Here is a 23,148-nt window from a genome sequence, read left to right as displayed (position 1 = left end):
CTTCTAGCTTATAGGAACGGTAGGAAAGTTCCTAGGAGTAAGAGACCAATACTGATAGCAATAATCGCTACAATCAGCTTGCCGATAAATTTCCACCAAGTGCCGATATTGATACGTCCGAGCGCCAAAGCTCCCATAACGATACCAGAAGTTGGAGCAACCAGGTTCAGCACACCTGAAGCAGACTGATAAGCTGTAATGATCAAGCTAGCCTTGACATTGACAAATTCTCCCAAAGGAGCCATGATTCCCATAGTCGCACTGGCCAGACCTGATGATGATGGGATAAGGAAGGACATCGGCAGGTAGAAAATGTAAGTCAAGACGATAAATACTTGTGATGATAGACCGCTGAGTCCTTGTTTACCCCAGTTGAGAATAGTGTCTGTAATCATACCGTCATTCATGATAACTTGAATACCACGAGCGATTGCTACGATTAGGGCTACGCTAAGCAGGTCAGCTGCACCGTTCATAAAGGCAGAGATAATCTTATCTTCCTTGAGACCGTAAACAACGCCAATCAAGATTCCCATGAAGGCAAAGAGCATAGCTCCTTCTGGGAAGTACCAAGTACCTAGTGCAGAAGTAGATGAACCAATAATCTTACCGAGTACTGGAAGACCTGTCAGCCAGGCATTGATGTCCTTAAAGATAGTAATACCGAGATCTGTCCAAGGAATGAAACTCAATACCATAAGGACAAATGTCATGATGAACAGGAATAGAACTGTTCTTTGTTTTTTGCTCAGAGTTGACTCAACAGATGAAGAAGTTTCAACATTAAAGTGTTTCAAATCTTCTTCGCGAGTACTGTAAACCAATGACTTGGTCGGATCTTTTTGAATCTTATCTGCATAGCGGTAAACAAACCAAGTGCTGAGAGCTGTCATGACAAACAAGAAGATGAGACGGAGAGCAATCCCTTCACCGGTACCAACACCAGCAGTAGCTGAAGCAATACCCGTTGCAAATGGATTTAGCGTAGAAGCCAAACATCCGATTTGCGAACCAAGCAGGATAATGGCCACCCCAGTCAGACTGTCAAAACCAACCGCCATCATCACTGGCACCAAAAGCGGATAGAAGGCCATGGTTTCCTCACCCATACCATAGGTAGTACCACCGAGGGCAAAGAGAGGCATCAAGACAACAATCAGCATCTTTTCGCGACCCTTGTACTTCTTAACGATAGAGGCAATTCCCACATCCAAAGCGCCAGTTTCATTGACAACACCAAGGAAACCACCAACCATGAGGATGAAGAAGGCAACATCTATCGCAGCAGTAGTTTCCTTGATTAAGGATCCTTCCTCTGGATGCGTACCCAGCATTGCACGAATCGGTGCCATCAGGACATCCCAAATCCCTTGTGGATTTTGTGGCTGAGGCTGATAAACACCTTTTACAAAAGCCCCTGCCGGGATAATCCAAGTCAGCACTGCCATAATGGCAATGATTATCAACAATACGGTGTAAGATGAAGGCATCTTAAACCCTTTTTTTGTTTTTTCACTCATTTGTATTCCCTCCTAAAAATTTTTTAACGAGGTTACGAACCTACATTTCCCTGTATGAGTAAACAAGAAAACGCTTACTTTGTTTTTATTTTACCATATTAACATTGAAAAAGCCAGTATTTTTGAAAATAATCAAAGATTTTCAGGAAAAGACTTCCATCAGCAATAGAGATTACTTGCTATCGCTTTTCAATCAGTTCTATGTCTAGTCTTTTTCAATAATCGTACCGCTCTCAGACTCAATCAGAGCACCAAGATTTTCCAGAGATGTGATAACTGCTTTACCTTCTGGACGGCCATTGACAAAGGCGATAGCTGCTTCTACTTTTGGAAGCATGCTGCCTGGTGCAAATTGTTCTTGCTTGATGTATTCTTCCAATTGAGCAACATTCACATGCTCTAGTTTTGCTTGGTCTGGTTTGTTGTAGTTAACAAAGACATAGTCCACACCAGTCAAGACAATGAAGAGGTCTGCGCCAACCAACTCCGCCAAGCGCTGAGAAGCAAAGTCCTTGTCAATAACAGCTTCAACACCAGTAAGATGGCCATTGTCTTCTTTGACGACAGGAATTCCGCCGCCACCCGCAGCCACTACTACTTGACCTTGATTCAAAAGCGTACGAATCGTTTCAATTTCCTTGATGTCTACTGGTTTTGGTGAAGCAACGACCTTACGCCAACCACGGCCGGCATCCTCTTTGAAAGTCGCTCCGCTCTTTTCAGCTTCCGCTTTTGCTTCTTCTTCTGAATAGAAAGGTCCGATTGGCTTGCTGAGGTTGACAAAGGCTGGATCGTTCTTATCCACCACTACTTGCGTCACAACAGAAGCGACATTCTTTTCAATACCTTCATCCAAGAGAGCATTTTGCAAAGCATTCTGCAGCCAGAAGCCGATACTGCCTTCTGTCATAGCCACAAGAGAGTCTAGTGGGAAAGCAGGATTCTTCTCAGAGTTCGCTGCCAACTGTTGCAGCAGCAAATTCCCTACCTGTGGACCATTTCCATGGGTAATGATAAGATCATCCCCGTTTTTTATCAATTTTACCAAATGTTTAGCAGTTTCCACCAAGGCTTCCTGCTGTGCTTTCGCTGATGGGTCAGATGAAAGGATGGCGTTTCCTCCCAAGGCTACAACGATTTTACGATTTCCCATTAAATTCTCCTTAATTGCGCTCTAATGAATGCGCTTCCAATTTATTTTAGTAGATTTTTTAATTTTCAATAAGAAAATGAGCTTTCCTTATCATATAAAAGAGGGCCGGACTAAAGCTATTAGTCGCAGCCCTCATAGCTGTTGGTAGACGGTTTCTTAGGTAAGATTATACTTTTGGAATGTAGAGGTTTCCAAGAGTTGCAGCCATAACCGCTTTGATTGTGTGCATACGGTTTTCTGCTTGGTCAAAATGACGAGCATATTTGCTGCGGAAGACTTCGTCTGTTACTTCCATTTCCTCTACACCGAATTTTTCAGCGACATCTTTACCGTAAACAGTATTTGTATCGTGGAATGCTGGTAAGCAGTGCAAGAAAATCAAGTTTTCATTATCAGCCTTCTTCACCAAATCCATGTTTACTTGGTAAGGTTTGAGGAGGGCAACGCGTTCTGCAAACTTGTCTTCTTCACCCATAGATACCCAAACGTCTGTGTAAAGAACATCAGCACCTTTAACTGCTTCGTCAGCATCTTCAGTGATGAGGATATGTGCGCCGCTTTCTTTCGCAAAGCCTTCTGCCAATTCAACGATTTCTTTTTCTGGGAAGAGTTCTTTTGGTGAGAAGATGTGAACGTTTACGCCAAGGATAGCTCCTGTCACCAGCAAGCTGTTGGCAACGTTGTTACGTCCATCACCACAGTATACCAATGTCAAGCCTTCCAGACGGCCAAAGTTTTCTTGAACAGTCAAGTAGTCAGCCAACATTTGAGTTGGGTGCCATTCGTCAGTCAGACCATTCCATACTGGAACACCTGAGAATTCTGCCAATTCTTCTACCATACGTTGGCTGAAGCCGCGGAATTCAATCCCGTCAAACATACGGCCCAAAACTTTCGCAGTATCTTCTGTAGATTCTTTCTTACCAAGCTGGATATCGTTAGCACCAAGGTATTCTGGATGTGCCCCTAGGTCAATGGCTGCTGTTGTAAAAGCTGCACGAGTACGAGTAGATGTTTTTTCAAACAAGAGAGCGATATTCTTGCCAGCAAGATAGTGGTGTTGAATATTGCGTTTTTTCAAATCTTTCAAGTGAGCTGAAAGACCGATAAGGTATTCTAACTCAGCACGGCTAAAGTCTTTTTCTGCTAAGAAGCTACGTCCTTGGAATACTGAATGTGTCATTCTATTATTTCCTCTTTCTTTTCTTTATGTATTGTTAGCACTTGTATGCTTAAATTTCTTCACGTTCAAATGGCATAGACATACAGCGTGGTCCACCACGACCGCGAACCAATTCACTTCCGCGGATCTTGATCAAACGCAAGCCGTATTCTTCCAAAATCTTGTTAGTAACGGTATTACGATCATACACCACTACCACACCAGGTGCAATAGTCAAGGTGTTAGAACCGTCATTCCATTGCTCACGCGCAGCAGCTACGATATTGCCACCGCCACAGCGAATCAGATGAACTTTTTCCACACCAAGGTTTTCAGCTAAGATTTCTGCCAAATCACCTTTTTCTTCAACAATCTTAAGTTTGTCATCAACATAAGTCACAGAGTAAACGCGAAGATCTCCTTCGATTTCTGGGTGAATCGTGAACTTGTCATAGTCAACCATAGTGAAGACAGTGTCTAAGTGCATGAACTTACGGTTGTTGGCAAATTCAAAAGCCAAAACTTTCTTGAAGCCTACATTTTTCTTGAAGATATTGACCAAGAGTTTTTCGATAGAAGCTGCGTCTGTACGTTGTGAAATACCAACCGCCAGCACATCTTTTGAAAGAACCAGTTCATCCCCACCTTCGATACGTGTATCTTCTTCACGGTTATATACAAGTTCAACATTTCCACCGTATACTGGGTGATATTTGAAGATGTATTTACCGTAGAGAGTTTCACGATTACGAGTATCCGCATACATGTGGTTAAGCGATACTGCATTACCAATCGTAGCAAATGGGTCACGTGTGAAGTAAAGGTTTGGCATCGGATCAATAGCAAATGGATAATCAGATTCCACCAAGTCCGTCAAGCCTTTTGCTTCTTCAGGAATTTCTGGTAACTCAACTTTTTGAACCCCTGCCATTGTTTTTTCAACCAACTCTCGGTTATCTTTGATACCACGGAGCAGTTCGCGAATAGCCTTCTTAGTTTCACGGCCGCGAATATTTGCTTCTTCCAGATATTCTTCAATGAATTGCTCGCGGATTTCTGAAGAAGTCAGTGACTCAGCAGCCAGCTGCTCAAGATAGAGCACCTCAACTCCCTCATTGCGAAGCGCTTGAGCAAAGTTGTCATGTTCTTTTTGTGCATCTTCCAAGAAAGGAATATCGTCAAAAAGAAGACGTTCTAAGTAGTCCGGCTGCAAGTTTTCTAACTCCTTGCCAGGACGGTGCAACATAACTTTTTTCAGTTTTCCAATTTCTGAGAAAACATGAATTGGATGTGTAGACATCTACTATCCTCCTTTTTCTTTGCGGTTTAGGTTTTCCTAAGCCCGTTTACATGTACTATTCTAGCATTTAATGTTACCGCTTTCAAGAAAAAGCCTACATTGAAAATGCTAAATTCTTTGCTTTTTTTCGTAGCTATGTTTATAATATTCTTTTTTAAAGCGTTTTCTTTGGGTATTTTATGGGTTATATTACTTTTGTGAATATTTATTTTTTCAAAGAAAATCAGTAAATGGTTAATATTAGAATATTTTGAACTTATCTGTCCAAAAAAAGAAGCCAATCAAAATAGATTAGCTTCCAGCAAGATATTTCATGAAATATTCTTTATCCTTAAAGGTTAATTTTTTATGCTCGTATTCAATTCGACCTTCATCCAAGAGCTTTTTCAGAACTTGATTGACCGTTTCCCGGGTCGTGGCTCCTAGCTTTGCCAACTCTTTCATACTGATAGGAAAGGGCAGGCCGTCTCCCTCCTTGCACAAATCCATGCAGAGCAGTGATAGAGACTGGATAACACGCTCACTGGCACTGGCCGCTACGACATTGCGCAATCTCAATTCCTGAAATTCCAAGATTTGCGATAAGCGCTTGGTAATGAACAACAGCTGGTCCACACTCTTCTTTGAATAATCTTCAAACAAATCGATAGGAATGGAGAAATATTCGACATTGGTGACAGCGCTGGCTGTATAATGGTAGCGTTCATCAAAAAACATACCTCCATAGGGGAAAACACTGTTTTTCTTGACATAATCCATATAAGAAAATGTGTCTGTCGAATCATACTGCTCAATCCGAACATAGCCTTGAGACAAGAGAAAAAGGCGCTCTCGTCGGTCTCCTGCAAAAAAGATAATTTGCCCTTTTGGAATCTTGCGATACTGAATCTCCACTGCTAATTTATCGAAAAGCTCCACTGGCAGATTGACAAAGGCAGGGTGCTGCCGGATATATTGATAATGCTCCTTGGTAATCATGATAACCCTTTTATTTGATACTTGATACCATTATAGCATAAATCCGCTTACAAATAGAAAATGCTGACTATAAAAGTAATAAATCCTAACAAAACAAAGAGGTGTGCCCATTTTCTATTCATGGAATCTCTGTCAGCTTGTACTTTTTTGGGCAAGTAATTGCCTACAATTATGAAAACCAAAGCAACTAGCATAGTTGCTATTTTACGCACATCAAAACTCTCATTTAAGCCCCGATAAATAGTAGCTAGATATAGCGAAATAAAGGTAAAAGGAAATATCCAGCGAATAAGGTGCTTAAAGGTTCTATTCAAGATATCTTTGGCAATGGTTGTCCAATAGATCATAACTTCTAGCAGCATCATGACAATTGGAAAAGCCGAAACTACTAAAAACTTAGGTAAAAAAGCATTTCCTTTTCCAGATAAGTCAAAGTGAATAGCCAAGTTTTCTGGTAATGTTTGATAGACCCATACGGCATATAAAACTGGCAAGAGCATGACGCCAAGCGCCCAACCTAATTCTTGTAAACTATTTTTTTTCATTTTCGTTTCCTCCTCCAAGAGATTGAAACCAGGCAAGAATTTCTTCAAAAACAGTGACATCTAAGCTGTAATAAATAAAGTTCTTCTGCTTTTCTTCTATGAGCAGACCGGCTTTCTTTAGCTGAGAGAGGTGGTAGGATACCGTCGCAGGAGTCAGCTCAAAAGCTTGAGCAATCTCCCCAGCAGACTTCGGACCATGCTTGAGCATTTCCAGAATCCCCCTTCGAACTGGGTCAGCTAGGGCTTTAAGCGTTTGACTGATGCCCATGATTGAACCTTTCCTTCAGGTAAACTTTCAAAATTTTCTTGGTCAGAAAGACTAGTGCCACTACTTCTACCAAGAGCAAAGCTTCAACTGCAAGCGGCGGAAGAACGCCTACCTGAGCCAGAGCAGGCGCTAAGTCAATCAGTGCGTGAAGTCCCAGAGCGGCTAAAAAATACACGGGAGCTTTCTCCTTGACCGCCTTCCAAACCCAGAAAGTCAGTAAAATTTGGATGAGAATAGCCAAGATCCGCTCAAGAGTCAAAAGATAGATGCTGCCAGCACTCATGGAACGGACATTGTCAATAACTGCTTGAGGAATTTGAGCCAGCGTCTGAGCATTCCCCTGAGTCACTACTTGAGCTATAACCCAAAAGTTTAAGAGACTGACAATACCAACAAACAGAGCCTCAATAGCACCATGCCCCAAGCCATAGGCCACACCATCCCTAAAGGTCAGTGGGCGCTTCTTTTGCAACCAGTAAAAGATGACCCAGCGGGCTGTTTCTTCAAAAATAGCTGCCGCAGCAATAGCATAAAGAACGTATAGCCAAGGTTTTTCCGTCTGCAAAGCGATAGTTCCATCAGCCTGAGGCTGTAAAACGATACGATGCAAAATATTTTCCAGAACTTGACTCGATAAATAAAAACCGACTCCCCCTAAAAGAAAGACTAATAGAGAAATGTGCTTGGTCTTTTTAAAATAAACCAAAGGAACAAGGACTGTCCCTAAAATCAGCAGCATAGCAATCAAGATATGAATGGAAATCATCGTTTTTTCTCCTAAACTGTTTTGGTTTTTTTCTAAATAGATTATACATCTTTCCTTTCTTTCTGTCAAATCTATTTCGAGTTTTTTCTAAATAACTTCAATCTAAAAATCATCAAGCTCTACTGCAATAAAAAACGGCTCTATAATTTCTGTAGTGGGTAAAACCACTGTAGGAATGATGGAGCCTATTTGTTGTAGAAAAAAAGTCCCATAAGACCTATAATGAAAAGCGACAAAACCATCATTAGAAAGACTCTTATGGAACAGTTCAATTTTATCACAAACTTACTGGGAATAAAAGACCCTAACATCATAATCTTGGATGTTCTAGATGCTGGAACTCATAAAGAAATCATCGCTTTGAACATCAAAAAGGAGAGGACTGATTTAGTCCTCTCCAGATTATAACTTCTCATCAACCCACTACAGTTGACAAAGAGTCAGAATGAGACTAAACAAAAGCGCACAATCTGTGCACTTTGTTTTCACTTAATTTACAAAAGAAAGAGTCCCACTAGTACGGCTGTCAATCCGACCAGGATAAAGAGGTAGGCTAGCCAACGCGGCGCTGGTTTTTCTTCCACCACCATTTTCTTAGGCATATAATTTCCAGAAATTAGAAACATTACCCCCGAAAAAATCGCTGCAATTTTATTAATGTTGAAGTGGGAATCAAGAGCATAGAACAGAATGGAAAGATAGACAGCAATATGGGTCAAAGGAACAATCCAAAGGACGAAGCGGGCAAAAGCGGGCTTGGTGATTTCTCGGTAAGCCGTTGCCCCATAAACAATCAGCTGTATCAAAGTCATAAAGATTGGCAGACCCCAGATAAAGAGAAATTTGGGTGCATACTCAAATGTCGGGCTAATCAGCGACACGAAATTGATCCTAATATTCTCTGGCAAACTAGGATAAATCCATAAGGCATAAGCAAGTGGCAGCCAAATAACCAAGAAAGTCAGCAGCAATTCCCTAAGGTTATTTCTCAGTTTCGTTTTCATTATTTTTCCCTCCTAGCGCGGCAATCCAGACCAAAATTTCCTCAAAAACCGTGGCATCTAAATGGTAGTAAATGTAATTTTTCTGCCGTTCTTCATAGATGAGCCCCGCTTTTTTCAACTGGGACAAATGGTAGGATACCGTCGCTCCCGTCAAATCGAAGACTTGAGCGATTTCACCAGCCGACTTAGGACCTTTTTTTAATATTTCTAATATTTCCCGCCGAACTGGATCAGCTAGGGCTTTCATGGTTTCACTAATTCCCAATTTTGATACCTCTTAAAATTGATTTCTAGCTAAGGACAAACAAAGCAACTAGCTCTAGATAAGTCATGGCTCCTACAAATGTAAGCAAGGCGCTACTCAAACGGACAAGATTTTCTGCCAGCAATCCTCCTAAAACTATTTAGAGAACTTTCAAATTCTTTTCTCCATTATACTGTTTTTGAGGATAAAAGACAAGGAGGGCTTAGCTAAACACTTGCTTTTTCTTGGCTAGATAGGCGGTGAGAAGAGCAGCCAGCGCCATAACGATGACTGTTATCAGCCCGCCTGATAGAGGTTCGCTTGGCGTTCCTGCTAAGAAACTGTTGGCTTGACTGGTCAAAGTCGTCTGTAAGAAACTACCGTGCTGGAGATTGTTGCCCGTCCCAATCACTCCAAAGACACCTAGATAAATCATGTTATTAGCCGCATGCAGCGCTATGACCAGCCAGAGATTGTCCGTCAGTGCAAAAAGGAGGGAAAGGAAAATCCCGGTCAGAAAGACATTGAGGATATAAAGGACGGGCGTTCCACCTTTAAAAATGTGGATAACCGCAAAGAGCAGGGAGTTGAGCAGGACAGCCGGTAGCAAGTCCAGCTTGGTGCGGAGTTTGTTCATGACAAAGCCGCGGTAAATCATCTCTTCAGCCAGCGCCTGAAAGAAGAAATTGACCAGGAAAAAGAGCCAAATTCCTAGATTGAACTGCTTTTCGACTTGAATGTGGAGCTGTCCGCCGAGCAGATTGAAGCCCACAGCCAGAAGGACTAAGAAGAAACCCAGTGCTGTACCAAGCAGCAGATTGAACCCTAATTTTTCCTTCCAAAGTCCAAAACTGGCAAGGCTGCGCCGCTCCCAAAATTTAGCGACGAAGAGAATGATGAGTAAACTGCTACCTAAAAAGACGGATAAAGAAACGATGCCTATCAGTAAGCGATTGGCGTCCGTCATGCTCGGCAGCAAGAGCCATTGGGACAAAGCTCCGCTGATGAGGCTTCCCGCAGCAATCGCAAGAAAAGCCAGCGGCAGGCTCAGCCACCAATTTTTTGCCCCTGCTTCTTCTTGCAAGATTTCCAGACTAGAGCGATGGGCTGTCTTTTGATAAGTATGTGTCATGTGTGACCTCCTTAAGGTGTATTTTCCCCTACACCCTTATCCTAACAAAAGAAGTACACCAAATCAAGCTCTCTTTGGTAAGTGGTTAGATTGCGCTAGTAAGTGGTAGAAAAATTACCTAAAAAAGATTAAGAAATCCCCTGCTGACTTTCTCTCTCTTCGCGCTTGGTCAGCCAAACGGCAATGACAAGAGCAATGAGAGCGCTAAAAAGTCCAGTTGGACCAGGACCAAGGAATTTAAACGTTTCTACCCCACTAACAGTGAAAACGGTAGTTATCATGGCAACGGCATCAATGACCCCATGTCCAAAGGCTGGCAGCCAAATGGTTTTGCTACGTACATAGTAAATATCAAGGATAATCCCAAAAGAAATAGCCATGATATAATAGGGAATTAAATTTAAGAAACGCTCACCCAGCGTCCCTGCTCCAATCATATTGACAGGAAAATGCCAAATAGCCCAGATGAGACCACCAATGATGCGTCCCTTAGTCCGTCCGTAGCGCTCTTTCAAATAAGGATAGAGAATACCCCGCCAGCCAACTTCCTCGCCCAAGCCAGAAAGACTGATGGCTAGAGTTAAGACCGTAAGAATCATTAAAATTTGAAGGGCGACTTGTGGGTTCAGGGCAAAAGCCAAATGCTGCGGAAAGACAGCAAAATAGACAAGTGCGCCGCCAAGTATAATGCTACAAATGGCTAACCAGCAGGCTAGGTAATCGCGCCATTTACTGGCGAGCTTCAATTTCCAGCCGATAGACTTTACAGGAGCTTTAGCCAAAAAAGCAGCCACCATAGGGGCGAACATTACCACACTTGCGGATAAAATGTTACCGACAAGTTTCTGATTGATCGAATAAAAGTAAGCTATGACTAGCATACCTGGCCAAGCGAGCCCAAACGCCCATGCTAGAAACCTTTTAATGGTTGAAGTTGAAATTGTGTTTTGCATATAAAATGCTCCTTTCTGTCATTTGTAAAATTATAAAGTCCACCATTGGTATAGCGACCAATAGAAAATATTAAAAGCGATGATAAAAGCGACGGAGCTAGTTGCTAGCGTGAGGTACTTATTCCCTTGCTTCAACCTCGCTTTGAAGAAGGGCAGATAGGGAAGAAAAGCACTAATCAGCAAGACCACAGCAAGCAAGGCAAACAGTTGGAAATGCCCCGTCAAACCAGCGAGATCGAAAGAATTTTTCGCGAGAATAATTGAGAAAAATGAGAACAAATTACGAAAAGCCCAAAGAATAAGGAAGCCAGTCAGATAATGCCAACTAGACCAGACAACCGAACCTGTTCCCTTGTTTTTCCTAGTGAGCAAACGATACAATTTTGCCAAAATACCGCTGAGATAGCAAAGGGCGACATACAGTGCGGCAAGCCCAGCGAGTAATAAACTACCATAATCTTTGATAACATCCAACAAGGGCAGCTTTGTCCTATCTGAAATAGGCAGGTTCAGAATATAGTGCCCTCCTCTTTCTCCTGCCGTCCAAAAACCAAAATAGTCTTTGATAGCCGCATTTTCAGAAGGGTTAGTTAGATAGCTAGTCGACTTGAAAACCCTAAATATAGATAGGGGACCTCCACTATAAATACGCGCTTCGCGGTAAAAACCAGCTTGAAAGTCCTTTTGAGCTGCCTTTGAGGCTTCTTTTTTCTTACCGTAAATGAGGTCAGGCATGCTAAGAGCGAAATGAAACTCATTTCTTTGATTGACTGTAACGACTGAGCCAATCCCTGACTTCAAATCAAGCAAGAGGCTGGTCGTAAAGCCTGGTGAGTTTCCCCCGTGCCCAAAAGTTCTGGTGTTTTCAAACTCCGTCACCCAAAGTCCGTGAGCATTGACGGGAATATCTGTACCCGGATAAGTATGGCTAGCGCTGTAAAAATTCTCCCAAGTCTCTGCCCTTTTAAAGAGCTTCTCCTTTTGCAGGAGGGCTTGGGCAAATTTCTTGATGTCGGCAAATGTTCCTGTTGCCCGCCCCGCTGGATATTCTCCAAGAACAAAGGGTTGGTCGCCTTTTAGTAAGTCTCCATTTGTATCATAAGTTTTCTCCTTCTCCCGCTGTTTTTGTACAAATACATTATCTGATAAATCAGGTTTGAGTGCGGTGTGTTTCATACCCAAGGGCTGGAAAATATGCTCGTGGACATAGTCGGCAAAGGATTGCCCGCTAATGCGCTCCACGATATAGCCCGCCAGCGCTGTTCCATAGTTTGAATAGGATGTCACCGTCCCCGGCTCATAAATCTGAGACGGAGTTTTTTTCATCAATGCTCCTAAATCCTTGTCGGAGCCTATATACAAAGGGTAATCTTCAAAGCCCGCTTGGTGGTTCATGAGGTCCAGCATGGTAATGGGCTTGTCGTATTTGAGATTTTTTAGGAGATTTTGGGGCAGATACTCCCTGATGTCCGTTTTCAGGTCAATCTTGCCCTCCTCCCAAAGCTGCATGACGCTGACCCAGACGGTGATTTTGGTGGTTGAACCCCACTCGAAGACCGACTTGTCATCCACCGCTAGCTTCTTTTCCTTGTCCGTATAGCCGAAGTTCTTTTGATAGAGAGTATTGCCGTCTTTGTCAAAGACCGTTGTTGCCAGTCCTGCGCTGGTTTTTTCGTGTTCTTGGTAGTAATTTTCAATCTTCTGACCGATTTGGTCGTAAGACGTGCCTGACGGCAATTTTTGCTGGTCGGCGTAAGCGTGGGCTGCTCCAAAAGCTAGCAAGCCACACGTTACCAGCGCCACAGTGCTTTTCAAAAATGATGATTTCATGATGATCTCCAATCATTATTTTCTATATTTCCTTCACTTAAAAAGGAAAAAGAAAGAGCAAACTGAGTAGACCGAGAAGGAGCCAGATCCAGCCAAAGATAAAGAATAAAAGCATTTTAACAAAAGTAAAAATATGAAACATGATTTTCTCCTTTCCTATCAGATTGCTATTTTAAAAGAGGAAGAGACTGACCAGAAACAGGATTGAGCTAACTCCTCCGAAGATATAAGCTAAAACGCGTGGAGCCGGCTCTTGGTCTGCCACTATTTTTCTCGTGAGGAAGTAGCTGACAGCATTAAGGATGATTGCAGACATAATCCCATTGACCTTAAATACCGGAAAAGCCGGATTGAGCCCATAAAGAAGAACGCTGATATAAACTACGGCATTGATAAAGGGAACCAGCCAGTAAAGGAAATGGACAAATTGCTTGTCGATAATCTCTTTAATAGTCGTCGTGTAGCAAACAATCAGTTGAATTACACTCAAGAGAACTGGCAGAAACCAGATAAAGACTTGCTTGGGCATGCCTAGACCGCTATAGGGCAAATGCCCTCTGATTAGCTGAGGTAGGCCTGCATAGATTGACAAAGCGTAGATAAGCGGTAGCCAAATAACGATTAGGCTTGCCACTAATTCTTTCCATTTTAATTTCATTTTCTTTCCTCCTTTTATAATTCCAGACAGTCATCAAAGCGGTCTAAGAGTGCCCTGCCTTGATTATGAGTAATAACGATAACAATGCGGTCCTTGATGGACAAGATATAGTCCATGACTTCCGCCGCCAAGCTCGGGTCAAGATTACTGGTCGGCTCATCAAAAATCAGCACATCATAATCCTTAACCAAGAAACGCGCCAAATCAATCCGCTGCTTTTCACCATAGGAAACTTCCTGCCGCTCCAAATCCAGCTTCTTGCTCAAGAAAGCCTCATTAAAATGCAGACTTTGGTACAAGAAAGTTTGGTCAGGTGCATTTATATTTCTGTATAGCGCGATATTGTCCGCCACACTTCCCTCGATAAAAAAGTCATTCTTTTGGATAAAGGCGATTTTCTGATAGAGACTGTCGCTTGCTAGCTGGCTGACCGCTTGACCATTGACCATGATTTGACCAGCGTAGTCCTTGCTATCAAAATAATTGAGCAAGAGCTTCATCAAGGTTGACTTGCCCCGACCAGACTCGCCGATAATAGCATAGTGCTTGTCCTTGGCAAACTGATAAGAAAAATCCTGAAAGAGAGCCTTGTCGCCCAACTCCAGACCGAGATGTTCAAAATCAATCCGATCAATCGTTTCGGTCAGATTTTGAGCGGGCTCCGCTTCTTTCTTAGCCAACTTAGCATCAAAATCATTCTCAATATCCTTGACCGTGCTCATGAGATTTTTGTTATTGATAAAAAGCTGCAAAGGAGTGAAGACAAAGTTCAAAAGCTGAACACTGGCAATCAAAGCCCCAATGGTCAGAGACCCTTGGCTGACAAACCAAATCCCCAGAGACATACAAAATATCTGAGACAGAAAGCTAAAGAACATCATCAGAGTCACAGCGACCTCCTTAGCCGCATTATAGCTTTTTCTGGCTTGCTCAAAGTCGCTGTTGCTGCTAGACAGGTGCTCAACCACCCTTTTTTGGATTTGCAAAAGTTTGATTTGCTCAAAGCCTTCCAAAAAATTGGTGACTTGCTTCAAAAAGTAATTGCTTTTCTGAGTGAAATTCGCTGTCGCCTTGCGCATCAATATCCCTGGAATTTATGACGCAGCCATGGTCAAAAAAGAAATGAGAATAAAGCCCAGAGCCATGCGCCATTCAATCCAAAAAATAGCCAGTGTACTGATAAAAACTGAAGAAAAGGCAGCCACAATATCACAGCGCGGGGTCAAGTAATTCTCTTGGTAAATATCCATATTCTTGGTCGTTGTGTTGAGATAGCTATTTTCCTGCTCGGAAGCCTTGTCATGCAAATTCTTGTCATAAAAAGAATGGAAAAGCCTCGTTTTGACTTCTTCCAAGACTTGCTTATTATGATTGTTCTTGAACCAAATAGCCAGCAAGCTGCAAAGAGACCAAGCACAAGTGCAAAAAAGGCAGATAAAGAATTGTCCAAGCAAGTTAGAATGAGCCTTCTGCGCACTGTCCACAACAACTCCTAGCTGCAAAGAAAACAAAGTGATAAAAATCGTTGCTCCAATGCTAAAGATAGTCGCACCCAGATAAGAAGCGCGGTATTTCCGTAAAATTTCTTTCAACATTTAATTTTTCCTTCCAATTTTCGTCTACTTTTGAAAACGATCCAAGACGGGATTGCCCAGCAGACGGATAAAACCGTGAGCAAGCCTATAAGCAATAAAAGTAATCCTCTTTTCATCTTTTCTCCTTTATCTATCTATTTAGAAAATTTTCTAAATAAAGAGTACGAAACGAAGCAATCTAATCCTTCTTAGGTATTTCGATTTGTTTCTAAATACTCTGGATTAAAAAATCTAGTCTAGAAAAACTAGATTGCCTATTTTGTATTTAAAAATGTTTTTGATTGGATATTTTTTGCAGGTCGTCCTTATTTTTATAGAGCACCCAGGAAAAAACAGCCAGCCAAATGGATAGACCCGTCACTAGACCTACTACGGTTAGTAGGATTGAGTTTCTTGCTTTCTTCATTTTTCCTCCTTTTTGAGTAGAGAAATTTAGAATTTTTTCTAAATAGCTTTTATAAAAAATTGCTCAGTGACTAATTAAACAGAGCAGAATGAAGTAATTAGAACATCTTCTAAATAGATTGTAACACTTCTCTTTCAAAAAAGCAAGAGGTATTTTGGTTTTTTTCTAAATAGCTATCAAAAAATCTAGCCTGTCTAGACTAGATTGCTCTTAGTTCATATTAACCCGATGCCATTCATTGATGACGTAGGCTAACTGACCAACTTGCTCAATTCCGACACCACTGATCTCATCACTGGCCTCGGTGCTACCACCTAAATAAGCCGTATAGAGAGCTATAATATAGGGCTTCTCTTCCATAACTAATGCATCCACATTGAGCGCCTCACGAACATATCCAGGCTTTTGATAGATGGTAATGTCACGCAGATAGCGCTTATAGTATTCACCTGGGAAGGATTCGCCTATATAATAAAGGATATCCTTGTACTTTTCCTGATTTTTAGACAAATACTCAAGGACCTGAATATAGTAGTCCGTCGTGGTCTTATTATTCTCCCGGCTGATCGTCTTAATATCAGCCTTGGACTGACCGTAGCGACTAAACATATCATAGGCCTTTTCCATGCCGCCTAGACGCTCTGCTAAAGCGTAGGCTGGAGTATTTTCAGAATAAACCAAGGAATATTCCTGCATGTCTGATATTCTCATAGCACCGTTGAAAGCACCAACATAGTTATCATGCTCGCCCCTATATTCATAGTTTGTATTGGTAATATCAAACCGCTCGTCCATAGAAAGTTTGCCGGCAGCAACCTCATCTACTACCAGCATATTGAGAGGGAGCTTGTAGGTCGATCCCGCAGTCATAGGCTGGGTATCATTCATTGCAAAGGTCTTGCCAGTCGTCAAATCCTTATATGAAAATGCAACCTGGGAGGGTTCAATTCCCATTTCAGTCATATAAGCCTGAATGACCTGAGTCAAATCCAAATTTGCATAGTCAAATCGCAGCCCCAAAGCATCCATAGTCGGGCCGTCCGCCTCCATGACCTTCTGCTTCTCCTCTGGACTTTTCTCAACAGGCTTGGGCTTTTCTTCAACTAGTTTGGAATCAGGCTTGACTTTCTCTTCTTCCTGTTCTTGCTCGCCAGACTTTGCAAGTTGGGCAGCCTCTTGTGCTTTCTTTTCAATAGCCTTATTTCGTTGGGTTATAAAAAGGAAGATGAAGCCCAGCAGACAAAGACAAGAAAGGACAGCTACGATAATCGTTACAATTTTTTTACTCAAAACATTTCTCCTAGCATTTGTATTATAAAAAATTATGAGGAAAATAACAAGTGAAACCCAGAAAAAAGGCATTTTAAGCATCAAAAAAGGCAAATCATTAATCGATTCGCCTTTTTATCTATTGAAACTGCCTGTTTATTTAGCAGCAGCGTAAAGTTCGTCAACCTTTTTCCAGTTAATAACTGAGAAGAAAGCTTGGATGTAGTTCGGACGAAGATTGCGGTATTTCACATAGTAAGCATGTTCCCAAACATCCAGTCCCAAGATTGGAGTTTTACCTTCTGAAATAGGAGTATCCTGATTTGCTGTTGAGGTCACTTCCAACTTGCCCTCTTTATTGACAACCAACCAAGCCCAGCCAGAACCAAAACGAGTTGTAGCCGCTGCAGTGAAAGCCGCTTTAAAGTCTTCAAATGATCCAAAAGTAGCTTCAATATCTGCTGCCAATTCTGCAGATGGTGATGTTTCCGCTGGTGTCATCAATTCCCAGAAAAGAGCGTGGTTAAGATGACCACCACCGTTGTTGATGACAGCCTGGCGAATATCAGCTGGAATAGACTCCACATCGGCCAATAATTTTTCCAAATCCTCACCGATTTCAGGATGTTTTTCAAGCGCAGCATTAACATTCGTTACATAGGTATTGTGGTGCTTGTCATGATGCAAGTGCATTGTTTCTTCATCAATGTAAGGCTCCAAAGCATCGTAAGCGTAAGGAAGATCAGGTAAGATAATTGCCATTTGATAGACCTCTTTTTCTATATGATTATAAAAATGATAACGCAATCATTAGAATTTTTCAACTATTTTGCTTGTAGCTCACCCGTCGCAATCTTGAGCAGAGCCAAATCAAACAGGTAATCTTTATCATACAGCCCCGATTTAATTTGGTAATCTGTTTCAATCAAACAGGCCATAGTCTTTTTAAGAAAGGCTAAACTCAGTGAGCGAGCATCCTTTAAGGCAAACTTGACTTGATAAGGATTGACCTTGCGGCCTAGATAGTCGGACAAATCAGACACAATCTGACTCTCAGCTCTGCCATTTTCCGCTAAAACCTTAACCTGCGTAAAGATACGAAACTGCCCCAGCATAATGGCAATAAGCTTGATTTCATCCTCACCTTGAAGAGTCAAATCTCGGACCAAGCTTCTGGCCTCATCAATCTTCTGCTGCAAAATAAGCTGGGTCAGGTCAAAAATATTGTCCTGAAGAGTCTTGGGAATGGCCTCGGCAATGTCTTCTAAACCAATCTGACCAGACTCTTTATATCCTTTCAGAAAGGCTAAATTTTTACTGATTTCACTGAACTGAAAACCTGATTTCAGCAGCAACTGATCGAAAGCTGCCGGAGCAAATTGTAATCCTTCTGCCTGCGCTTCCTTGCTGAAATAAGCCCTTAGATCTGCTTCCTTGAGTTCTGCAGCCTCAAAAATTCTCCCATCCCGTTTCAGCAGCTTGACCAGACGGCGCTTGCTATCCAATTTGCCTTCTGCAAAGATAACCAGACGAGTCGTGTCCGCTGGATTTTCCAGATAATTTTCGAAAGATTTGAGTTCTTCATCAGTCAGATAGCGCTTCTTGGCTGTTGTCAAATCAGCAAAATGATCCAAAATCACTATTTTTTCATCCGTAAAAAAAGGCAGACTGACCAAGTCCAACTCCACATCCTGATAGTTTGCTTCTTTCATATCGAAAATAGCAGTGTTCAAATCGCCCGGTTGAAACTGAATCTGGCGGAGAAACTGCTCCTTCAACAACTCAAACTGCCCCAAGTCATCCCCAGTCAAAATGGTCAAAGCAGGAAGATTGCTTGGCGTGATTTTTTTAATTTCCTCAATAGCTAACACCGAAAGTCTCCCTTGCTTTATATTTCTTGTCAATTTTTTTCATGTATTGATTGTAACAAAAAAGAGGCCGAAAGTGAACCGCACCCCAAAAGTTAGATAGAAAAATCTAATTTTTGAGTATATCTGCTATATAAATATGAACTGTCATTGGCTTTATTTTTCTTTGTTATGAAAAGCAATCAATGCCTCGTTCTGTTAAAACTTTTCTGCGAGCGACAGAGCAAAAAGAGCTGGAAAACTTCCAACTCTTTCTTTGTTTATTCTTGGTTTTCAGTTGCATCCTCTACACTGTTTTCAACTGGTGTAGAAGGTTGCTCCTCTTGAATTGGTGAAACAAAAGGATTATCCTCAACAGGTGCTTGAGTTCCAAAATCCTGAGGTGTTGACTGCTCAGGTGTTTCAGCAGTAAATGGATTTTGAACAGGTTCTACTTGCTCCACTGCCTGACTTTGTTCAGAAACAGGTTGTTGTGGCTGTTGACCAAACTGCTGATCTTGGAAACCACCTTGTTGTGGTTGTTGACCAAATGGTTGATTTTGGACAGGTTGCTGTGGCTGTTGAGCAAACTGTTGTCCTTGGAAACCACCTTGTTGCGGCTGTTGGCCAAACTGTTGATTTTGAACTGGTTGTTGCGGTTGTTGACCAAATGGTTGGTTTTGGACAGGTTGCTGTGGTTGTTGACCAAATGGCTGACCTTGGAAACCACCTTGCTGAGGCTGTTGACCAAATGGCTGACCTTGGAAACCACCTTGCTGTGACTGCTGGCCAAACTGTTGATTTTGAACTGGTTGTTGTGGCTGTTGACCAAACTGTTGTCCTTGGAAACCACCTTGCTGTGACTGTTGGCCAAACTGTTGTCCTTGGAAGTTTTGCTGACCATATTGCTGACCGTATGAATTTCCAACCATTTCAGGCTTAGATCCTTGACAAAGCAAAACAATCAAAGCAATAAAACATGGAAGAGCTACAAGACCTGCAATAATATTTAGAACAGGAATAAGGATCGCAATGGACGGACCAATAGCCAAAAATAGGAAAGCCCAATGATAACCAGCATCCCGCAGACGGCGAACTATAATTGCCATACTAGGAACTAAGATAGCTAAATAATAAATCAGTAGGATAAACCAAAAAATAACAGCAAATCCTGCCCCAGCCAAGAATGCTGATGGATCTGGTTCATATCCATAAGCTGCGTCCTGAGCTACAGAAAAAATACTTCCTAATGCAGAAACCCAAATAATGATAAACAATGGTACGATGATAATCATGTTACACAAAAACGCCCACCAATAGTCTGACCGACTTGAACGGCCTGAAAAATCAGCATAGTGTGTCCAGAATTTTTTATATGCAGCAAACATAAAATTCTCCTCTATAATTTTTTTATACCCATTATCTTATCACAAATGCATAAATAAATCAATATGACTTCCTGACTGAAGCTAAGCAGTCTACAAAGTATGAGTTGACATCTTTAGCGCGGCTATCAGTGAACCGTTTCAATCCTCCAGGAATTCCAACCAGTCAACCGAATGGCCCCCTGCTGGTCAGTTCGATAGATGGCTGTATTAAACTTCTCAAATCTTTGCAAAGTTTCCTGATGCGGATGTTGATAACGATTATTCTGACCGGCTGATATCAAGGCCAGTTTCGGCTGAATTTGCTCTAAAAACTCTGGACTGGAAGAGCCTTTAGAGCCATGATGCCCTGCTTTTAAGACATCTGCTTTCAGCTGAGGAAATCGCTGCAGCAGTTCAGTTTCTCCTTGCTTTTCCAAATCACCTGTAAACAAAAATTTTGTCTGAAAGAACTCCCCGTAGAGTACAATCGAATCATCATTTCCACCGTCGCCTGTTCCACTAGGATAGAGAACCTGCAAAGCTGAGTCAAATACCGGAATCTCATCTCCTACTTCTACGACATGGACAGAAGTTTCTATCTGCTCCAGCTTTTGAACAAAATCAGGCTGAGTCAGACTTCCTTTAGAAACATAGATTTCCTTGATGGAAAAATGTTGGGCTACCTCCAGCATATCGCCCATGTGGTCGGTATCGGTATGAGTCAGGACCAATACATCCAGACTACCAACACCACGACTTTTGAGATAGGGAATCAAGGTCTTTTCTGCATTGGATGAAGTCTGTCGCTCCTGCCAAGCCTCCTTCTTTCCTATCTCGACTCGCCCTCCAACGTCAATCAAAATCGTCCTGCCCTGCCAGTCCCGGAGAAAAATGCTATCCCCCTGACCAATATCCACCACTGTAATCTCATTTTGCAGCGGATGCTTTGTTAGGAAAAATAAGAGAAGAGCTAGCAAACTAAAAGATAAAAGCCAGCTTTTCTTTCTCCGAAAGTCATAGATTAAAGCCAAAACCAAAAGCAGAGCGATCAGTAACCAGAGGTTGGGCTTTCCAAAAATCAAAGGGCGCGGAGCAAAATCAGCTACCCAACGAATCACATCTTCAAGTAACTCAAAGAAGAAATTGACTTGAGTGATTTTTAAAAGTGGTGACAAAATAAAAATGAGGGTTAACCCCGGTAGCATCAGCAGGTCAAAGAGTAGTGAAAATAAAAAAGTTAAAATCACGGACCAGGGCTGAAATTCAGAAAAATAGTAGATTAGTATAGGCAAAATCCCCAATGAAATAGTCAGACTTTCCGTTAAAAGTTTCCGAATCGGCGGCAACTTTTCAAAATCCATCATAGAAATCAAAAAGGCATAGGCGCAGGACAAGACACCGCCTGCTGTCAGAAGAAAATTGGGCATGATGATAAAGAGAATCATCAGTGTCAGAGCAAAATTATCTGATCTGGTCAATCCTTGCTGGGCTAACAACTTCTGGACTAAGCTTCTGACGACAGAAACTGAAAAACCCGTCAGTCCAGCATAGATAAATGAAAAAGGCAGCTGCAAGGCGTTTACTGTCTCCCTCTTCATCCCCAAACGTAGAAGAATTCTGCGAAAACCATCCAAAAAGAAACCTACCTGCATACCAGACAAGGCAAACAAATGGATGATACCCAAGCTAGAATACAGATTGCTCATTTCTGCAAACTCCGTATCTAAGTCACCAAACAAGAGTCCAGTCATGTAATGGCTCATTGGACTAGGAAAATTACTTCGAATATAAACTAGCGCTTTTCTCCGCCAGACAGACAGCCAATCCAGTGGATTCAGGCTGGAAATTGGTCTTAGTGACTGAATTTTATTGATTTTTAAGGTACGGTAAATACCCTGACTCTTTAAATAAGCCTGATAGTCAAAGCCCGAAAAATTTCGTTGCTGCTGGGCCTGTTCAAACTCTCCTTCCATATCAAGGACGACCAAATCTGTCAGCTGCTGAAAAGCTTCCTTTTCACTGGCTGATTTGATCTTGTAGAAGACCTGATAAAGTCGACCGTTAGTTCGCCCTCGAAAGGATAGGGAGTCTCCATTGACTTTGATTGTATCTGGCAAGACCTGAACCGCGCTAGCTAAAGGAGGTTCCTGCCTAAAGGCCTGCTCTGCCATTTCCCGACGAAGCAAGAAAAAGAGGACAAAAAGGGACAGGAATGCCAAGGCAGCTAGACTTTTTTTGAGGGGATAGCTGAAAAAGAGACGAAGCAGAAGGACTCCCAACCCAAAATAAGCCAAGGAACTGCCAGAATAGACTGCAAAATAGGCCCATACAAGGATGAAAGCCAGATAGATAGGGGTGAGAGGTAACTTTTTAATCCACTGTGACATATTCTTTCAGCTTTTCTAAGGTCTTATCTCCAATCCCTGACACCTTTTTCAGATCATCTACTGACTTGAAGCGGCCATTGCTTTCGCGGTAGGCGATGATGTCTGAAGCCCGCTTCTGTCCGATGCCTGAGATGGTCTGCAACTCAGCCTCTGTCGCCGTATTTAGATTGACCTTGTCCGACTTTCCACCACTGGCACCAGCAGAATCAGAAGCTCCTGCTTGATGCTGGCCGGTCTGTGTGACATCGGCTCTTTCTTCACCAATCTTTGCCACATAGACTACTGCTTCATCTGTTAATTTTTGAGCCTGATTGATGGACTTAGCCTCGGCGTCTGCTGTCAATCCGCCAGCTTTTTGGATGGCTTCATGGACTCTCGCTCCTGCTCTCAGCTCATAGACGCCAGGATTCTTGACTGCTCCCTTAATATCCACAGTGACCTGCTCACTTTCCTCTTCGTCCGCCTTGGATTTAGAAATTACCTTTTCACTCTGTTCATCAGCTGAGCTGGATGAGGAAGTTATTTCTTGGCTCAAGGCGGCTACCTGATTTTTCGGCTGGTGATTTCCTTTGATGAGGAAAAAGCCACCTAGCACAGCGCCAACTACTGCCAGACCGACAAAGAGCTTGTATTCTTTTAGCTTTTCAATGATTTCTTCAAGCATATTTTTCTCCTTTGTCTTTTTATTCGTAAAAAATTCAAAAAAATGACAAGCCGAGATTATTTTCAGCTTGTCATATTTTAAAATCTTTATTTTGCAAGAA

Annotated in this window: 23 protein-coding genes; all 23 read right to left on the bottom strand. The window is 42.1% G+C overall.

Annotated elements, in window-relative coordinates:
- Positions 1-8: 8 nt before the first annotated feature.
- The 23 genes from J1C77_RS03835 to J1C77_RS03725 all read right to left on the bottom strand — a co-directional run bounded on the left by J1C77_RS03835 (position 9) and on the right by J1C77_RS03725 (position 23,048).
- Positions 9-1,520 carry a YfcC family protein gene (locus J1C77_RS03835; RefSeq protein WP_002921834.1) on the bottom strand — a complete coding sequence of 504 codons (1,512 nt, stop codon included), beginning with the start codon at positions 1,518-1,520 and terminating at the stop codon, positions 9-11.
- 205 nt (positions 1,521-1,725) lie between these two features.
- Positions 1,726-2,673 (bottom strand): carbamate kinase, encoded by a 948-nt coding sequence (gene arcC, locus J1C77_RS03830; protein ID WP_002921836.1) that lies wholly within the window; start codon positions 2,671-2,673, stop codon positions 1,726-1,728.
- 166 nt (positions 2,674-2,839) lie between these two features.
- Positions 2,840-3,856, bottom strand: coding sequence for an ornithine carbamoyltransferase (gene argF, locus J1C77_RS03825; protein ID WP_002897953.1), 1,017 nt, complete (start codon positions 3,854-3,856; stop codon positions 2,840-2,842).
- Between the two features lie 49 nt (positions 3,857-3,905).
- On the bottom strand, positions 3,906-5,135 hold the full coding sequence (arcA, locus tag J1C77_RS03820; RefSeq protein WP_002921838.1) for an arginine deiminase: 1,230 nt from the start codon (positions 5,133-5,135) through the stop codon (positions 3,906-3,908).
- A gap of 291 nt (positions 5,136-5,426) precedes the next feature.
- Positions 5,427-6,113: a Crp/Fnr family transcriptional regulator gene (locus J1C77_RS03815; RefSeq protein WP_002921848.1), complete on the bottom strand. Its 687-nt coding sequence runs from the start codon at positions 6,111-6,113 to the stop codon at positions 5,427-5,429.
- 47 nt (positions 6,114-6,160) lie between these two features.
- Positions 6,161-6,658 carry a DUF1648 domain-containing protein gene (locus J1C77_RS03810; protein ID WP_002921849.1) on the bottom strand — a complete coding sequence of 166 codons (498 nt, stop codon included), beginning with the start codon at positions 6,656-6,658 and terminating at the stop codon, positions 6,161-6,163.
- The gene (locus J1C77_RS03805; protein ID WP_002900829.1) at positions 6,645-6,926 is read right to left on the bottom strand and encodes an autorepressor SdpR family transcription factor; all 282 of its coding nucleotides are present in this window, start codon (positions 6,924-6,926) and stop codon (positions 6,645-6,647) included. The genes J1C77_RS03810 and J1C77_RS03805 overlap by 14 nt, the downstream gene beginning before the upstream one ends.
- Positions 6,904-7,692, bottom strand: a complete 789-nt coding sequence (locus J1C77_RS03800; protein WP_042762946.1) for a YhfC family glutamic-type intramembrane protease — start codon at positions 7,690-7,692, stop codon at positions 6,904-6,906. Before J1C77_RS03800 ends, J1C77_RS03805 begins: the two co-directional genes overlap by 23 nt.
- A gap of 494 nt (positions 7,693-8,186) precedes the next feature.
- Positions 8,187-8,696 (bottom strand): hypothetical protein, encoded by a 510-nt coding sequence (locus J1C77_RS03795; RefSeq protein WP_002915640.1) that lies wholly within the window; start codon positions 8,694-8,696, stop codon positions 8,187-8,189.
- Positions 8,674-8,961, bottom strand: coding sequence for an autorepressor SdpR family transcription factor (locus tag J1C77_RS03790; protein ID WP_002897962.1), 288 nt, complete (start codon positions 8,959-8,961; stop codon positions 8,674-8,676). Before J1C77_RS03790 ends, J1C77_RS03795 begins: the two co-directional genes overlap by 23 nt.
- Positions 8,962-9,163: 202 nt before the next feature.
- On the bottom strand, positions 9,164-10,072 hold the full coding sequence (locus J1C77_RS03785; protein WP_002921851.1) for a CPBP family intramembrane glutamic endopeptidase: 909 nt from the start codon (positions 10,070-10,072) through the stop codon (positions 9,164-9,166).
- A gap of 128 nt (positions 10,073-10,200) precedes the next feature.
- Positions 10,201-11,025 (bottom strand): CPBP family intramembrane glutamic endopeptidase, encoded by an 825-nt coding sequence (locus J1C77_RS03780; protein WP_002921852.1) that lies wholly within the window; start codon positions 11,023-11,025, stop codon positions 10,201-10,203.
- A 30-nt stretch (positions 11,026-11,055) separates the two neighbouring features.
- The gene (locus tag J1C77_RS03775) at positions 11,056-12,855 is read right to left on the bottom strand and encodes a serine hydrolase domain-containing protein (RefSeq protein WP_002915643.1); all 1,800 of its coding nucleotides are present in this window, start codon (positions 12,853-12,855) and stop codon (positions 11,056-11,058) included.
- 172 nt (positions 12,856-13,027) lie between these two features.
- The gene (locus J1C77_RS03770) at positions 13,028-13,513 is read right to left on the bottom strand and encodes a hypothetical protein (RefSeq protein ID WP_002921854.1); all 486 of its coding nucleotides are present in this window, start codon (positions 13,511-13,513) and stop codon (positions 13,028-13,030) included.
- A gap of 14 nt (positions 13,514-13,527) precedes the next feature.
- Positions 13,528-14,592: an ATP-binding cassette domain-containing protein gene (locus J1C77_RS03765; RefSeq protein WP_002921855.1), complete on the bottom strand. Its 1,065-nt coding sequence runs from the start codon at positions 14,590-14,592 to the stop codon at positions 13,528-13,530.
- A 15-nt stretch (positions 14,593-14,607) separates the two neighbouring features.
- Positions 14,608-15,108 carry an ABC transporter ATP-binding protein/permease gene (locus J1C77_RS03760; RefSeq protein WP_002921856.1) on the bottom strand — a complete coding sequence of 167 codons (501 nt, stop codon included), beginning with the start codon at positions 15,106-15,108 and terminating at the stop codon, positions 14,608-14,610.
- Between the two features lie 265 nt (positions 15,109-15,373).
- Complete coding sequence (locus J1C77_RS03755) at positions 15,374-15,514, bottom strand: hypothetical protein (protein ID WP_002897970.1); 141 nt, start codon at positions 15,512-15,514, stop codon at positions 15,374-15,376.
- Positions 15,515-15,724: 210 nt separating this feature from the next.
- Positions 15,725-16,804 carry a serine hydrolase gene (locus J1C77_RS03750; protein ID WP_002934461.1) on the bottom strand — a complete coding sequence of 360 codons (1,080 nt, stop codon included), beginning with the start codon at positions 16,802-16,804 and terminating at the stop codon, positions 15,725-15,727.
- 135 nt (positions 16,805-16,939) lie between these two features.
- Positions 16,940-17,545 (bottom strand): superoxide dismutase SodA, encoded by a 606-nt coding sequence (gene sodA, locus J1C77_RS03745; RefSeq protein WP_002896081.1) that lies wholly within the window; start codon positions 17,543-17,545, stop codon positions 16,940-16,942.
- Positions 17,546-17,607: 62 nt separating this feature from the next.
- On the bottom strand, positions 17,608-18,654 hold the full coding sequence (gene holA / locus J1C77_RS03740) for a DNA polymerase III subunit delta (protein ID WP_002921857.1): 1,047 nt from the start codon (positions 18,652-18,654) through the stop codon (positions 17,608-17,610).
- A gap of 257 nt (positions 18,655-18,911) precedes the next feature.
- On the bottom strand, positions 18,912-20,018 hold the full coding sequence (locus J1C77_RS03735; protein WP_002921865.1) for a DUF805 domain-containing protein: 1,107 nt from the start codon (positions 20,016-20,018) through the stop codon (positions 18,912-18,914).
- Between the two features lie 125 nt (positions 20,019-20,143).
- The gene (locus tag J1C77_RS03730) at positions 20,144-22,384 is read right to left on the bottom strand and encodes a DNA internalization-related competence protein ComEC/Rec2 (RefSeq protein ID WP_002921866.1); all 2,241 of its coding nucleotides are present in this window, start codon (positions 22,382-22,384) and stop codon (positions 20,144-20,146) included.
- Complete coding sequence (locus J1C77_RS03725) at positions 22,368-23,048, bottom strand: helix-hairpin-helix domain-containing protein (RefSeq protein WP_002921867.1); 681 nt, start codon at positions 23,046-23,048, stop codon at positions 22,368-22,370. The genes J1C77_RS03730 and J1C77_RS03725 overlap by 17 nt, the downstream gene beginning before the upstream one ends.
- Between the last annotated feature and the right edge of the window lie 100 nt (positions 23,049-23,148).

Source organism: Streptococcus sanguinis (genome assembly GCF_050223295.1).
Lineage (GTDB): Bacteria > Bacillota > Bacilli > Lactobacillales > Streptococcaceae > Streptococcus > Streptococcus sanguinis_X.
This window is presented reverse-complemented; position numbering and strand designations above follow the sequence as displayed.